The following is a 16010-nucleotide window of genomic DNA, read 5'->3' on the forward strand; positions in this document are numbered from 1 at the left end:
GTGGGCTTGTTATCTTTTGTTAATCTATCTTAAAGTCTTTTTATCTTCTTTTTAAAAACATTATTTTGGCATACTTATTAGTGTTGTAAAGCTAATAATTATTGTTAACAACAATTTTATGCGTCAAATCTTAATTAATATTCCATTTTTATTTTTTACTATTTTTTCATTTGCCCAACAGACAGGCAGCCCTTTATTGGCAGCTGATGCGATGGCGCAACAAAAATGGGTGGATAGCGTGTATGCTTCATTTACATTAAAGGAAAAAATAGGGCAGTTGTACATGGTACAGGTTATGTCCAACCAAGATTTAGCCACAAAAAACAAAATAGTACAGCTTATTAAAGACCATCATATTGGGGGCATTATCTATTCCAACGGAGGGCCATACCGTCAGGCAAAACTTAACAACGAATTGCAGGCGGCCTCAAAAATTCCGTTATTGATTGGTATGGATGCCGAATGGGGCTTGAGTATGCGTCTCGATTCTACTTATGCTTTTCCGTGGAATATGACTTTAGGTGCTATAAAAGATAATAGATTAGTGGAGCAAACCGGGCGCCAAATCGGTGAACATTGCAAGCGTTTGGGAGTTCATTTTAATTTTGCCCCCGATGTAGATATCAATACCAACCCGAAAAACCCCATTATTGGCAACCGTTCTTTTGGTGAGGACCGCGATAATGTTACCGTAAAAGCTTTGGCTTTTATGAAAGGCATGCAAAGTGCGGGTGTTTTGGCCAATGCCAAACATTTTCCGGGGCATGGCGATACCGACCAAGATTCGCATAAAACGCTTCCATCCATTAGTTTTAATGAAAAACGAATTGACTCCATTGAGTTGTATCCTTATAAAATACTAACAAAAGAAGGCTTGTCGAGCGTGATGGTTGCCCATTTAAACGTACCTAGTTTAGAGACTCGTGAAGGTTATCCGTCATCGCTTTCAAAAAATATCGTTACCAATATTTTAAAGGAAAGATTAGGTTTTCAAGGATTGATTTTTACTGATGCCTTGACCATGAAAGGAGCGGCAGATTTCGATGAAACAGGCGCAATAGATTTGGCTGCGTTTATGGCTGGAAATGATGTCATGTTAATGTCGGAAGACGTGGAGCAAGGCGTTTCAAAAATTATGGAAGCCTATAACAGCGGACAAATTACGGAAGACCGATTGGCACATTCGGTTAAAAAAATCTTGATGGCTAAATACAAAGTGGGGTTGCAGGATTATTCGCCCATTGCACTTCATGATTTATCGAATGATTTAAACCGAATTAAGGATGACGCATTAAATGAAGTGCTTTTTGAAAATGCCATCACCGTTGTAAAAAATGACAATAATTTACTGCCTTTAAAAGATTTGGAAACCAAATCCATTGCTTATGTTAAATTTGGCGATGACGATGGCATGCCATTTTACAACGAACTAAAAAAATATGGAAAAGTACACATCATTGAAGCCGATAATTTATTTGAATTAATAGCTAGATTAAAGCCATATAATACGGTTATTATTGGTTTCCACCGTTCAAACGATAATCCCTGGAAAGCTTTTGAACTTTCGCAACAAGATCAGGTTTGGATTGACGAAATAGCTAAAACCAATACCGTTATTTTAGATGCATTTGTAAAACCTTACGCGCTTTCAGATTTAAAAAGTATTGAGAATATTTCCGGTATTATTGTGAGTTATCAAAATAGTGAAGTGGCCCAACAAAAGTCGGCACAACTCATTTTCGGCGCGATAGACGCCAAAGGTCAATTACCGGTTTCTATTCAACCGTATTTCAAAAGGGGAGAAGGTATCGAGTTTAATAATATTAAGCGTTTGGGCTACAGCATTCCAGAGTGTGTTGGGATGAGTACAGCAAAGCTAAATCGAATAGATTCTATTGCCCAAATTGCGGTCGATTCGATGATGACGCCGGGTGCACAGATTTTGGTGGCAAGAAAAGGGAAAGTAGTTTACAGTAAAAACTTCGGAAAACACACTTACAAAGGAAAGGAAGAAGTTGCCTCTGATGACATTTACGATTTGGCATCCTTAACAAAAATTCTAGCCACGTTACCATTGGTAATGGAGTTGGAAGAGCAGGGCGTTATTTCGCTAAACACAACACTTTCTGAGATTTTGCCTGAGTACAAAAACTCCAATAAAGCCAATATAACGATCAAAAGTATGTTGTCGCACTACGCGCGATTAAGGCCTTGGGAACCTTTCTATTACCGTACTTTGGATAGTTTGACAAAACACCCAAGTGCCGATTACTACAGAAGGGAGCGTAGCGACGAGTTTAATGTTGAAGTGGCCAAAGACCTTTTTTTGCGAACCGATTATCAAGATTCCATCCCTGAGATTATTAAAGATTCCGAATTGCTTTCATCCTTAAGGTACCGTTACAGCGATTTTCCATATTACATTTTAAAGAAATTTATTGAATACCATTACGACAGAACATTGGAACAGTTAACCCAATCGCATTTTTACGAGCCGTTGGGAGCCAATAATACCATGTATAACCCCTACCATAAAATAAGCAGTAAAAAAATTGTGCCTACCGAGGTTGATGATTATTACCGTTTTCAAGAAGTACATGGTTATGTGCATGATATGGGTGCTGCTATGCAAAACGGTATTGGTGGTCATGCTGGCGTATTTAGCAATGCCAACGATGTTGCCAAGATGATGCAGATGTATTTGCAAAAAGGCTTTTATGGCGGAAGACAATTTTTAAAGCCAGAAACCATAGATAAATTCAACACCTGTTATTATTGCCATAGAGGGGTTAGGCGCGGAATAGGCTTCGATAAGCCCCAATTGGGCGAGGAAGGTCCTACATGCGGCTGTGTATCTAAGAGTAGTTTTGGGCATTCTGGTTTTACAGGCACTTATACTTGGGCAGACCCAGAAGAAGAAATCGTTTATGTGTTTTTAGCCAATAGAACCTACCCCACAGCTGGACAAAACCTATTGCTAAGAAAAAATATTAGAACCGAAATTCAACGGCTTATTTATGAAGCCATAGTTGATTAAATATTGTAAAATCAAACGTATGAAAATAGGAATTGTTTGCTACCCTACATTTGGCGGTAGTGGAGTAGTGGCCACAGAGTTGGGTCTGGAATTGTCTAAACGAGGGCACGAAATCCACTTTATTACCTATAGCCAACCGGTGCGGTTGGAACTTATCAGTAACAATGTACACTACCACGAAGTAAACGTTCCTGAATATCCGCTGTTTCACTATCAGCCATACGAACTGGCGCTTTCCAGTAAATTGGTCGATATGGTGAAACTGCACAAAATAGAAGTGTTGCATGTGCATTACGCCATTCCGCACGCCTATGCTGCCTACATGGCAAAAAAAATGCTACAAGAGGAAGGTATTAATGTGCCAATTGTAACCACGCTTCATGGTACGGATATCACTTTAGTGGGGAACCATCCGTTTTACAAACCGGCAGTTACTTTCAGTATTAATAAATCGGATGCTGTTACAGCCGTTTCAAAAAGCTTAAAGGACGACACTTTACGCTTGTTCAACATTAAGAACAACATTCATGTGGTGCCGAATTTTATCGATTTGGAAAAATATAAGCACAATGGTTTTCCAGATTGCCAAAGAGGCATGATGGCTAAGGAAGATGAAAAAATAATCACCCACATTAGTAATTTAAGGCCAGTAAAACGTGTTCAGGATGTTATAAGCGTATTTTACAATATCCAAAAGGAAATGCCCGCAAAGCTTATGTTTATTGGGGAAGGGCCAGAAAAGGAAAAAGTGGAGGCCATGTGTAATGAACTTGGTATTTTAAACAAGATTGTGTTCTTCGGAAAAAGCAACGAAATTGATAAAATTTTGTGTTTTAGCGATTTGTTTTTATTGCCTTCACAAACAGAAAGTTTTGGTCTTGCTGCTTTAGAAGCCATGGCCTCGGGGGTTCCCGTAATTTCCAGTAACACGGGTGGTATCCCAGAGGTTAATGTTCACGGCGTTTCTGGCTATTTGAGCAATGTGGGAGATGTTGAGGATATGAGCAAAAATGCGATTCATATTTTAAGCGACGAAAAGCGATTGAAACAATTTAAAGATGCTGCTAGAAAGGAATCTTTGAAGTTTGATTTGCATAGTATCGTTCCAAAATATGAGGCTATTTATCAAGATACTTTGTCTAAATGTTTGGTGCTGTAATTCTACAAAAAGCATCAAAATATAAACGTTTTGAGTTACTAAAGTAGAGCCAAAAACAGTAATTTTCACATAAAGATTTTAACATGGCAATCCTTGGTAATATCATAAAGGGCGTGATTGATTTATCTGAAACGTTATTTTCAGAAACAAATCACATTGAAGCTCAAAAGAATACATTAAAACAACTCCTCGAAAAAGCAAAAAACACTCAATTCGGAAAGCATTATAATTTTGAAGCTATTTTAGCTTCAGAAAATATGGAAGCCGAATTTGCTAAAACCATTCCATATTTCGATTACAATAAAATCAATGAAGAGTGGTGGCATAAAATAAAGGAAGGTGAAAACGATGTTACTTGGCCCGGAACTTTGTCTTATTTTGCGATGAGCTCAGGAACTACCGGAAAATCAAGTAAGCGTATTCCAGTTACCGACGATATGATTGAAGCCATCCGAAAATCGGGCATCAAGCAAGTGTTGTCACTTAAGAATTTCGACTTACCAGCCGATTTTTTCGAGAAGGAAATTATGATGCTTGGAAGCTCTACCGATTTAGAAAAAAACGAAAGTTTTTTGGAAGGTGAAATTAGCGGTATAAGCGCAAGTAATATACCGTTTTGGTTTAAAGGTTACTATAAACCTGGTGAAGAGATAGCCCAAATTGACGACTGGGATGAGCGTGTTTTGAAAATAGCCAAGCGTGCTAAAGACTGGGATATTGGTGCCTTAAGTGGCATTCCGTCGTGGATAGAGCTCATGCTGCAAAAAGTAATAGAATATCACAACTTAAATCATATTCATGAAATTTGGCCCAACCTACAGGTTTATACTTCGGGCGGTGTGGCATTTGGCCCTTATGAAAAAAGTTTCAACGCACTTATGGGCAAGGAGGTAACAGTGATAGACACCTATTTGGCTTCCGAAGGCTATATTGCTACCCAAGTACGGCCAGAAACCGATGCCATGCAACTTAACACCGAACACGGCATTTACTTTGAATTTGTTCCTTTTAAGCCCGAGTACATTAATGAAGATGGATCTTTGGCACAGGATGCTCCATCGATAAGTTTATCCCAAGTAGAGCTCAATCAAGATTATGTGCTTATTATCAGTACGGTGAGTGGAGCATGGCGTTATATTATTGGCGATACCATCGAATTTACAAATATTGAACGTGCCGAAATAAAAATAACGGGTCGCACCAAGTTTTTCCTGAATACCGTAGGCTCACAGTTGTCTGTAAATAAAATGGATGATGCCATGCGATTTTTGGAAGAGCAGTTTGCAACTAAAATTCCTGAGTATACCATTTGTGCTAAGCGTGGTGACGATGGCGAATTTTATCATTTCTGGTATTTGGGATCAGAGAAACAAGATTTGGATACCGAAGCGGTGGCCAAAAAACTGGATGAAACTTTAAAAAACGCGAATAAAAATTATAAGGTAGCACGAAGTAAAGCATTAAACGGGGTAAAAGTAAATTTAGTAAGCCCTGAAATGTTCCATGAGTGGAATGCTAAAAACAAGAAAAAAGGTGGACAGGTAAAAATGGAACGCGTAATGAAAGAGGAAAAATTTTCTGAATGGGAAAAATTTGTAAATAAAAATTAAACCTAAGGTACCGCCTCTTTGATATTAACCAACTCCATAATTTCCTCGGGCGATAAATAGTATTTCTTTATACGTGCTTTATAAATAGGGGTGATGTTGGCGTGATTTAATATGAAATTTTTTGTTTTTAAAATGTAATCACCCATACCATGTTGCACGGCATAAGTATCGGCAGCGCGTTCGGCTTCTACAATATGGTTTTCAGAAAGTAAATATTTTATACCGAACCAAATGAGGTTAATATTACTTCGGTTTTGGTAATCCAAAATATGGCCTAACTCATGGCCAATCCAACCGATTAAAATCTCGGTTGGAATATTTTTAGTTAGAAAGGTCTTGTCTGAAATTTTAAATGTTTCACTAATTAAAATAACGTAGCTCCGTTGATTTCTGGGTTTGAAAATACTGCTGAACTTTGGTTGCGCCTGCATGGTAGATTTTTTGATGTTTTTTTTGAATTTGAATTCAATAGTAACATCTTTCAGGCTGGGGAAATAATTTAAAGCCGTTTTAACTTCTTGTTTAATCAGTTGCGGTATTTTGTGTTTCGATTCCATATAGCACATTTTAACAAAATGAAATCGATATGCTTAGTGTTATTAATTAAAATATTGACTAAAAAAATAACCCCGAAATTTCGGGGTTATTTTTTATTTGGCTTTGATTATAATAAAATTGGTTCGTCTATTTTGTTGGTGCTGTTTTTCGGAGCACTTAACCGTGCCGTCGCATCCATTCACCAATTTATCCTCGCCATAACCTTTATAAGATTCAATTCTATCCGCATTGATGCCTTTAGAAATGAGATAATCATAAGTGGATTTGGCTCGTCTTTCAGATAAAACTAAATTATAAGATGAAGGCCCTCTCGAATCGGAATGCGATTGGATTTCAATAGTCATTTCTGGGTACTTATTTTGCATCAAATCAACAATACGGTCTAACTCGGTGGTGTCTTCATTTCTGACGCTGGCACTATCAAAATTAAAGTAAATTGGGCCAAGGTCACTAATCGGTTCGTCTTTTTCTGGTTTTGCAATAGGTTGTAAAGTGAAGTCAACAGTCTGATTTTTAACCGAAGGGGCCAAACCTTTCGTGCTTACAGGAACTGTTTTGTTCAAGTAACCGTCTTTCGAAATGTTTACCATATAATCGGTATCACGATTTATGTTAATTTCATAGGCTCCATTTTCATCCGAAGGAAACGATGCAATTTCTTTGCCATTGGCATCCATTAGAGTTACTACAGCATTAGGCAACGGCACATTGTTTTCACTATCATAAATAGTGCCTTCCAGTTTTATGCGTAATTTTCTGTTAAAAGCGTAAATATCGTCACTGCCAAGTCCGCCGTTTCGGTTTGAAGCAAAATAGCCCGAAGTACCATCATCACTCACAAAAAAGGAGAAATCATCTTTACTGGAGTTCACCGGAACACCGAGATTAACCACGTTCACAAAACCATTATTTGCATCAGTAACGGCAACGAATATATCCAATAGGCCTAATCCGTGGTGGCCATCGGAAGAAAAGAAAAGCGTGCCTTCATTATTAACAAATGGAAAACGTTCATTTTTTGTGGTATTTACTGTACTGCCTAAATTTTGGGGTTTTCCGAAAGTGCCATCATTTTTTATGTCAACATAATAGATGTCGGTACCACCAAAACCGCCTGGCATATTAGAGGCAAAATATAATTTAGAACCGTCGGCGCTTAAAGCGGGGTGGCCATTGGAATAGGTGTCATCATTAAAAGGTAACTCCTCAATGTTTGTCCAAGAGTCATCAACTAGTGTTGCTTTGTAAATTTTAAGGCTTGAAATGCCCGAATTATCACGACTTAAAGTGTTTTTTATAAAATTGGTTCTTGAAAAATACATGGTTTTCCCATCATTGGTTATGGTGATTGGCCCATCGTGATAAACCGAATTCACTTTGCCTTTTAGTTTGTTGGAGTGGTCGATTTTTATGGAGTCCAAAGCATTTTTATTAGTAACGTATACATCTAAAAAGGGTTCTTTATTCCATGCATATTTGCGTTTTATGGCCACACCTTCATCACGTGAAGATACAAAATACAAATTGCCGTTGTTTTCATAAGCCCCGAATTCGCTTAGTTTCGAATTAAAATTGACGTCTTCAAGAAAATATTGATGCTCGGCATTAAAAATGGAATTCAGAAATTCTCCATCTTTGCGGTATAAGCTTTCATTTATGGTTCCGCCAGCATTATAAAATTTTTCCAACCACACTCTAGACTCTTTATAGTCTTTTATACCTCGAAGGGCTTGGGCATATTTATAATAATAATCTATTGGCACATGTTCTTGCTGCACTGCCATCTTGTAATACACTACAGCCTTTTCAGGACTTCGCATATAAGCGTAACAATCAGCCAACTTCCGAGTGGCATAATCTGTATGATAGCCTTTTTCAATAAGCTCTTTATAGGCGCTTGCTGCATCTACAAAAGCATATTTATCGAATTTGTTATCGGCTTTTTTTAGCGTACTTTCTTGGGCATTGACGTTTAATGCCAATAACACTAAAGAGCAGGTTATAATGTAGTTTTTTAATTTCATGGGGACTTTTTTAATTAAAAAATCTTATGCGGTATGTTGTGGTTTTATCATAAAGGGCTGTAATGTTTTATTCCATTTTAACCACAATAAATTGGGTACGTCTGTTTTTTTGGTGCTGTTCTTCCTCACAGTTTACACCATCTTCACAACCGTTCGTTAATCGACGTTCACCAAAACCTTGGTGCTCGGTAATACGCTTTGGATCTATGCCTTTTGAAATTAAATATTCGTATGTGGCGTTGGCTCTATCGATTGACAATTTATCATTGTAAGACAATCTTCCTCGCGAATCGGTATGCGATTCAATACGGATGACCATTTCAGGATAATCGTTTTTCATCAAACTCACTATTTTATTCAACTCAACGGCGGCATCTTTTCTGATGGTGTGTTTGTCGAAATCAAAATAAATGGTGTTCAAATCCAATTTAGCCAATTTAACCACATCTTGAACCGGGTTAAGCAAAAGATTCGCGTTAATTGTTATAAGTTCGGTTTGAATATTTTTTGATGTAAACTTTCTGTAATCGTCGATGTACTTATCTTGGCTAGCCACAATTTTATAGTCTCTATTACGATCTATATTAATTTGATAGTAACCATTTTCATCGGTCTCCATGTATGCTACAGGTTGATCGTTGTCATCATAAAGTGTAATTTTTGCACCTTGAACGGGGTTGGAGTTAATAGCATCGGTAACTACGCCCTCAACATGCAAAACAGGTTCTCGGTGGTACGCATAAATATCGTCACTGCCACGCCCCCCACGTCGGTTTGAAGCAAAATAACCCGTAATACCATCTTGATTCATCGTGAAAGCAAAATCATCACTATTGGAGTTTATTGGTATTCCAAGGTTTATAACATCAACAATTTTCGATTCGTCTTCCTCATCTTTAATACTAGCGAAAACATCAAGCAATCCAAGACCCGTATGTCCGTCTGATGAGAAAAATAAAATATCTTCATTGTTGATAAACGGAAAGCCTTCAGCGCCTTTGGTGTTTACCACATCGCCAAGATTTTGTAAATTTCTTAGAGTTCCATCAGGAAAAATATCAACCACCCAAATATCAGATCCGCCAACGGAACCGGGGCGGTCTGAAGCAAAATAAAGTTTGCTGTCATCTTTATTCAATGCCGCGTGTTGGGTTGAAAAGTTATCACCATTAATGGATAAGTCTTCAATGTTAGTCCAAACGCTATCGACTAATGTGGCGCGATAGATTTTCATGTTGGTGAGTCCGCCTTTGCTTTTTACCTCAATATCATCCTTAAAATTATTTCGGGAAAAATACATGGTTTTACCATCTTTGGTGATAGTAACAGGGCCATCGTGGTAAATGGAATTAACGTCGCCTTTTATTTTGGCGGTATGGTCTACATTTCGTCTACTACCAGCTTCGGCAACGTAAACATCAAGGAAGGGTTGCTCGTTCCAGCCATAAACGCGTTTTATAGCCACACCTTCATCACGAGATGAAGCAAAATAGACTTTTCCGTTATGCTCGAAAGCACCAAAATCGCTGTATTTTGAATTGAACCGAACGCGGTCTAAAAAATATTGTTGTTTGGCACCAAATACACTGGTGATAAAATTGATGTCTTTTGAAAAATCGTCGGCATCCACAACACCCCCAGAATCTTTAAACCGCTGAAGCCAGATTTGCGACTCGTCATATTTTTTCATGCCCCGTAACGACTGGGCATATTTATAATAGTATTCAACAGGAACATTTTTCTGTTTTACAACACTCTTGTAGTAGCGTGACGCATTTCTCGGGTCTCTTAAAAGTGCATAGCAATCTGCCAGTTTTCGGGTGGCATAATCTCTGTTGTAATTATTTTGAACCAATTCGGTATAAACTTTGGCAGCCTTTACAAACGAGAATTTGTTGAACAGAGTATCGGCTCTTTTTTGTTTTCCTTGTTGGGAAAACACCGAAATGCTCATTAAGATTCCGATACCAACTAATATGTAATTTTTACGATTCATAGATAATTAGTATTAGAAATATCTTGGAGACTTTAGTTTTGAGTTTATGAATTTGAATTCGTAAATCAATAAAATTTCATGGGTTCCGGAGGTGTAATCGGCAATTTCTGAAATAGGTTTTTCATAAGCATAACCTATACGCAATTGTCTCGATACTTGAAAATCTGCAATACCACCAATGGCAGCAGTATATTCATTGATTCTATACGAAGCACCCAACCAAAACTTTTCATTGAAAAGGAAGTTGGCAGTAAGATCATATGAAACCGGCGCACCGTTCGTGGCTTTTATTAAACCAGCAGGTTTGAATTTAACGTATTGGCTAAGATCTATAACGCCACCCACTGTAAAGTAGTAGCTTAACCTTTCAAGTGCTTCATAATCCTGGTTATTACTGTCTGTGGCATTTCTGTTTGTATCTGTGTTTAATATTCTTGGGGTTGATAGACCTGCATAAACCCTATCGTTACTCCAGTAAATACCAGCACCTACATTTGGAGCCCAGCGGTTATCAAAACCTTTGAAAAAATTATCATTTTGAATATCTGTGTCATTCATAAAATCTGAATCGAAACTGTATTGAGTAAATCCTGCCTTTAAACCAAAAGCCAATTTTCCGTCCCATCCTGTTGGAATGGAATATGAAAAATCACCATATAAATATGAAAAGTTTTGTGGGCCTAAATCGTCCTCAATGAATGACAACCCCAAGCCAATTCTATCGTTCCTTAAGGGGGTATGGATGGACAATGTTTGGGTTATTGGCCCACCTTTAAAACCAACCCATTGGCTACGGTGCAAACCAACAATACTGAGCGCTTCTCTACTACCGGCATACGCAGGGTTTATAGAGATGGTATTGTACATATACTGTGTAAATTGTGGTAACTGTTGCGCCACGGAATAAACACAGCTAAATAGTGCAATAACAATTATATTAGTTTTAATAAATTTCATCTGTTTAAATTTTACGTTCTTGTTTTTTCAGATGTCATTCACCATAACAACCATTTCGGCTAAATTTCGAAATACCGTTAAGGTTCATTTCATAGGTTAATGTTTATTTGGTTCCTAAATATATGGGGCCTGTTAATGGACTGAGTCCACTATTTCTTAAATTTATAATGTAATAATAAGTACCGTTAGGTAACTTGCCTGAATTTCCGAATGATGAATTTGGAGCGCTTCCATCCCAATCACCTGTTAATCCAGATGTTCTTAAACTTCCAAGGGTGTAGTTGTTTGACTCATATACTAGAGCTCCCCAACGATTAAATATTTTTATTTCTGCAACAAAACCACAAAGGTCGATACCTTCAATATCAAAGGTTTCGTTTTTGCCATCTCCATTTGGGGTAATGGCTTTTGAAATGATAACGTCGCTTTCACCACATGGCAATACTTTACACTTGGCATCAATAACCATGGTCACATCGGTAACGTTCATACAGCCATCTTCAAACCCAGTGAATCGCAACACATAAGTGATGCCTTCGGTGTTCGGGTTGAACTCTTCGGTATATGCATCCTCTAAATTTGTTGGGTCGAAAATATCCCCTTCAATCGTAGCTATTGGGTTACCTTCAATAATTTCCCAAGTTCCAGAGGTTACACTTTCAGAAAGGAAACTTCTTAAGTTTACCTGACCGTCATCAAAACATCTATCTTGAGCGTTAACTTCGGTATAGATTTCATCTAAAGTCACATTTACCGTTTGTGTGTAAACAGCTTCGTTGCTACACGCATCACTTACCGTCCAAGTTCTTATCACTTGATAATCTGCAAAAACGCCTTCTTCGAAAGTACTTGTTTCTTCAAATTCTACAATAACGTTTGTTGAACAGTTATCGGTAAACTCCAATTCGGGGGCAGCCTCAATATCGATACAACTGGTGTTTATGGTTTCTTCAAAAGCGGTTGTAGGTACAGGGGCAGTCGTATCTTGAACGGTAATAATTTGTTTATGTGTTGTTGTTAAATTACACTCGTCGGTTGCTGTATAAGTACGCTCTATGGAGTAGCTATTTGGGCAGCTACCATCGGTTCTTACGTCGTTTACGGTTACTACGGCATCACCACAATTATCAGTAGCCGTAATGGTAGCGGCGTCTGGAACGGCATCGCACTCTACGGTAATATCGCGCGGTAAAGTTTCCACAAATGTAGGTGGCGTGGTATCTTTTACGGTGATGATTTGTGTAAATGTTGTTGTTAATCCGCATTCGTCTTCAGCCTTCCATGTACGTGCCAAAAAGTAGCTGTTAGGGCAGTTGCCATTGGTTCTTGTGTCACTTACCGTAACCGTGGCCGAACCACAGGTATCGGTAGCCGTTAAGGTTTCGGGTACCGGAATAGCGTCACATTCCACCTCGATATTTTTCTCAGGTAAATCTTCAACAAATACGGGGGGTGTGGTGTCCTGTACCGTAATGGTTTGAACGTGGGTTTCTGTGTTTCCGCACTCATCGGTGGCCTTATAGGTTCTTGTGATTTCATAATTATTAGGGCAGTTGCCATCAGTCCGTTTGTCTTCAACAGTTACAACAGCAGTACCACAGTTGTCGGTAGCGGTTAATATTTCAGGTTCAGGAATACCAGAGCATTCTACCTTTATATTTCCAGGAAGCGTGGTTTGGTCGAAGGTTGGGGCCGTAGTATCTGTTGTTGAAATAGTTTGGTTTGCACTAACGGTATTTCCACAGGCATCGGTTGCTGTCCAGGTACGGGTTATGGTATAATCGCCAGGGCACGAACCGTTTGTTATTTTATCTTGATAAGTTACCAATGGGTTGGCATCGCAATTATCTGTCGCGGTGGCTTCGCCAAAAGCAATGGTCGATAGGTCGGCACTGCACTCGGCCGTATCATTTTTAGGCAGTGTTAATACCGGGGGTGTGGTGTCCTGTACGGTAACGATTTGCTGGTGTGTAGCGGTTACTCCGCAAATATTTGTTGCTGTCCAGTTTCTTTCCAAAACATAGGAGTTGGGGCATTCGCCGTCAATCCGTTCTTCGGTAAACACCACATCGATGGCGCCGCATGAATTTGAAGCCGTTATTACGGCAGCTTCCGGAACAGCATCGCACTCTACGGTTAAAGTTGCTTCGGGTGTGCTTTGTTCAAAAACAGGGGCTTCGGGTGCTGTAAAGGTATATTCGGCACTCACGCTAACGGTGTCACATAAATCGGATATTTCCCAGTTAACGGTAATAGAGCCGCCAGTACAGAAATCGATGGTTTGATTTTCAAAATCGTTGGAAACCGAAGGCGAGCAACCTCCTGAAAAACTATCGTCAATATTTTGGGTTTGGGTGTTTACCCATTCAACGATGTCTGCATTTAAGCTGTTTTGTGCCGCAGCAAGGTTGTCGGTGTTATAATCGCATGCATCCGAAGAGCCATTGGTTGGATTTGTAAATGTAGCCGTGGCCATTGGTGTTATTGTAAAATCTGCAGAAACATTAATGGTCTCACACAAATCGGTAATGGTCCAGGTAACAGAGGCCGAACCGCCGTCGCACAGTTGCGGGATGGTGGCATTGGCACTGTTGTCGGCCAATGTTGGGCTGCAGCCTCCGGTAGTTGCAAAGGCCGCTGTCTGAGCCGCTACCCAATTATTGAAAGCGGTGTCCACTTCATTTTGGTCGGCATAGTCGCAGGACTGCCTGTCCAGGTCGGAGGGAGCGGTATATGCGATGGCATCTGCCGGTACAACTGAATACGAAGCCGATACATTGATAGTCTCGCAAATATCATCTATGCTCCAGTTAACGGTAATGCTCCCGCCTTGACAAATGTCAATGGTCGCTCCGCTGTAATCATGCATCACGTCGGGAGAGCCTCCGGAAAGGCTGTTGGTTATGATGCCGGTCTGTTCATCAACCCAATCACTAATGGCATCGTTAAGCTGGCCCTGCGGGTCGTCACCGTCAAAGCTACAGGTGTTTACGTCCTCATCGCTCGGATTGGTGAAGGTAATGCCATCTGGCTGGGTAAAGGTGTAGGTAGCCGTTGGGTTGGTAGTACCGCATAGATCCTCTATGGTCCATGTGATGGTGATGCTTCCCGAGGTACAGAACGAAATGGACTGGTCGGTAAAATTGTTAGTAACTTTAGGGTCACAGCCTCCATCTAAACTATTGGTTATGGCATCGTTTTGTGCCGCTACCCATGCAGCAATATCATTATCAAGATTTTGCTGGGCCACATCGGCATCGGGGTCGTCAAATTCCGAAGCATTATTAGAGGGGTCGTCTTGAGGCGCATCGTAGGTCAGCTCTTCTGGGGCAACCACCGTATAAGTGGCCTGGTGCGTGTGCCCTTGGCAAAAATCGTTGATGGCCCAGGTTACGGTAATAGAACCACCAGTACATATATCGATGCTTTGGGGTTGTTCGGAAAAGTTATGGGATACCGTTGGCGAGCATCCACCAATGAGGGTGGTTTCGTTTATTTCGGTTTGTTCGATCACCCATGCAGCAATGGCACTGTTCAAAGCTTCTTGTGAATTTTCGATGTCATCTTTATAAAATTCACAGGCTTCTACGGTTTTATCATGAGGTTCTTCGTGCTCAACGTTTTGCTGTTTGTTCAAAATAAAATCGGCAGAAACGGTAATATTTTGGCAACGGTCGGTAATGGTCCAGGTTACGGTGGCTGAACCTCCGTCACAATATTGGGGGGTGGCAACAGATGAACTGTTGTTGCTTAGTTGAGGATCACATCCGCCACTAACGGCTATCGCATCAGTCTGTTCGTTAACCCAAGTGGTAAACGCGTTGTTAATAGCTTCTTGGTCTTCAAAATTACAGGAAGCTACTTCAAGTTCTTCGGGTTCGTTGTAATTGATTGTTGGTAAGTCAAAGACATAAGTATAAGTCCAAACTCCAGTATTATTTGCGCAATCTGTATAGGTAAAAGTGTAAATTTTGTCGTCCTCGCAGCCTGGGGTATTCTCGGTCATTACGGGTACGATATTGTTACCATTGGCATCGTTAATAGTGGGCGGCGTGGGTACTGTTGCGTCTTCAATACAGCTTATGGTGCTGCCGTCGTCTTCTGGTAGTGTAAACGGAGCCAGTTCTACGGTGTAGGTATAAGTCCAAGCTGCGGTGTTTTCGGCACAGTCTTCATAGGTAAAACTATATACCACAGAGCCTTGGCAATCTGGTGTTTCCGATTTTTCTGCTTCCGATGGCGTTAGTTCGTTTCCACAATTATCGAAAACAGTTGGTGGCACGGGTTCTGTTGCTTCCGCAAGGTTGGCTACTGTTTCGCCTCCGTTTGCCGGTAATGTAAACGCGGTACGTTCAATGGTGTAAATGAATGCCCAGGTATCTGTATTTCCTGCACAGTCTTCGTAGGTGTAAGTATATGTTCTTGTTCCTTCACAGGTCAGCGGGTCCGGGTCTTCGGTAACCACAGCAGCAGAGGGCGACAGGGTGTTGCCACAGGCATCGGTAACTGTTGGCAGGGTGAAGGTTTCGGTGGCATTGGCGATGCATTCCACCGTGGCTTCTCCGTCTGCATCTGGTATGGTAAAGGCTGGTGTTTCGATGGTATAGGTAAATGCCCAAGTATCTGAATTATTGGCGCAGTCCGTATAAGTGTAGGTGTATGTTCTCGT

At 40.0% G+C, this 16010-nt stretch carries 8 protein-coding genes; 3 read left to right on the forward strand and 5 right to left on the reverse strand.

What is annotated here, in order from left to right:
• Positions 1-118: 118 nt before the first annotated feature.
• The 3 genes from HC176_RS08010 (at position 119) to HC176_RS08020 (ending at position 5806) form a co-directional block, all read left to right on the forward strand.
• On the forward strand, positions 119-3037 hold the full coding sequence (locus HC176_RS08010; RefSeq protein ID WP_167917676.1) for a serine hydrolase domain-containing protein: 2919 nt from the start codon (positions 119-121) through the stop codon (positions 3035-3037).
• Between the two features lie 19 nt (positions 3038-3056).
• Entirely contained in the window at positions 3057-4196 is a 1140-nt protein-coding gene (bshA, locus tag HC176_RS08015; protein WP_167917677.1) for an N-acetyl-alpha-D-glucosaminyl L-malate synthase BshA, read from the forward strand.
• An 83-nt stretch (positions 4197-4279) separates the two neighbouring features.
• Positions 4280-5806, forward strand: a complete 1527-nt coding sequence (locus tag HC176_RS08020; RefSeq protein ID WP_167917678.1) for a GH3 family acyl-acid amido synthetase — start codon at positions 4280-4282, stop codon at positions 5804-5806.
• A gap of 2 nt (positions 5807-5808) precedes the next feature.
• On the opposite strand, the gene HC176_RS08025 is transcribed toward HC176_RS08020, so the two are convergent.
• From HC176_RS08025 to HC176_RS08045, 5 genes are all read right to left on the reverse strand, one after another.
• Positions 5809-6363: a hypothetical protein gene (locus HC176_RS08025; RefSeq protein ID WP_167917679.1), complete on the reverse strand. Its 555-nt coding sequence runs from the start codon at positions 6361-6363 to the stop codon at positions 5809-5811.
• 93 nt (positions 6364-6456) lie between these two features.
• A complete protein-coding gene (locus HC176_RS08030) occupies positions 6457-8388 on the reverse strand; it encodes an OmpA family protein (RefSeq protein WP_167917680.1) in 1932 nt (643 codons plus the stop codon).
• Between the two features lie 67 nt (positions 8389-8455).
• The gene (locus tag HC176_RS08035; protein ID WP_167917681.1) at positions 8456-10384 is read right to left on the reverse strand and encodes an OmpA family protein; all 1929 of its coding nucleotides are present in this window, start codon (positions 10382-10384) and stop codon (positions 8456-8458) included.
• A gap of 12 nt (positions 10385-10396) precedes the next feature.
• Positions 10397-11341, reverse strand: coding sequence for a PorP/SprF family type IX secretion system membrane protein (locus HC176_RS08040; protein WP_167917682.1), 945 nt, complete (start codon positions 11339-11341; stop codon positions 10397-10399).
• Positions 11342-11444: 103 nt separating this feature from the next.
• A partial coding sequence (locus HC176_RS08045) for a T9SS type B sorting domain-containing protein (protein WP_209309688.1) occupies positions 11445-16010 on the reverse strand: 4566 nt, incomplete at its 5' end.

Source organism: Tamlana crocina (genome assembly GCF_012037625.1).

Coding starts and splice junctions, on each gene's coding strand:
- HC176_RS08040 (WP_167917682.1), bottom strand. CDS start 11,341: ATGAAATTTATTAAAACTAATATAATTGTTATTGCACTATTTAGCTGT.
- HC176_RS08035 (WP_167917681.1), bottom strand. CDS start 10,384: ATGAATCGTAAAAATTACATATTAGTTGGTATCGGAATCTTAATGAGC.
- HC176_RS08025 (WP_167917679.1), bottom strand. CDS start 6,363: ATGGAATCGAAACACAAAATACCGCAACTGATTAAACAAGAAGTTAAA.
- bshA (WP_167917677.1), top strand. CDS start 3,057: ATGAAAATAGGAATTGTTTGCTACCCTACATTTGGCGGTAGTGGAGTA.
- HC176_RS08030 (WP_167917680.1), bottom strand. CDS start 8,388: ATGAAATTAAAAAACTACATTATAACCTGCTCTTTAGTGTTATTGGCA.
- HC176_RS08020 (WP_167917678.1), top strand. CDS start 4,280: ATGGCAATCCTTGGTAATATCATAAAGGGCGTGATTGATTTATCTGAA.
- HC176_RS08010 (WP_167917676.1), top strand. CDS start 119: ATGCGTCAAATCTTAATTAATATTCCATTTTTATTTTTTACTATTTTT.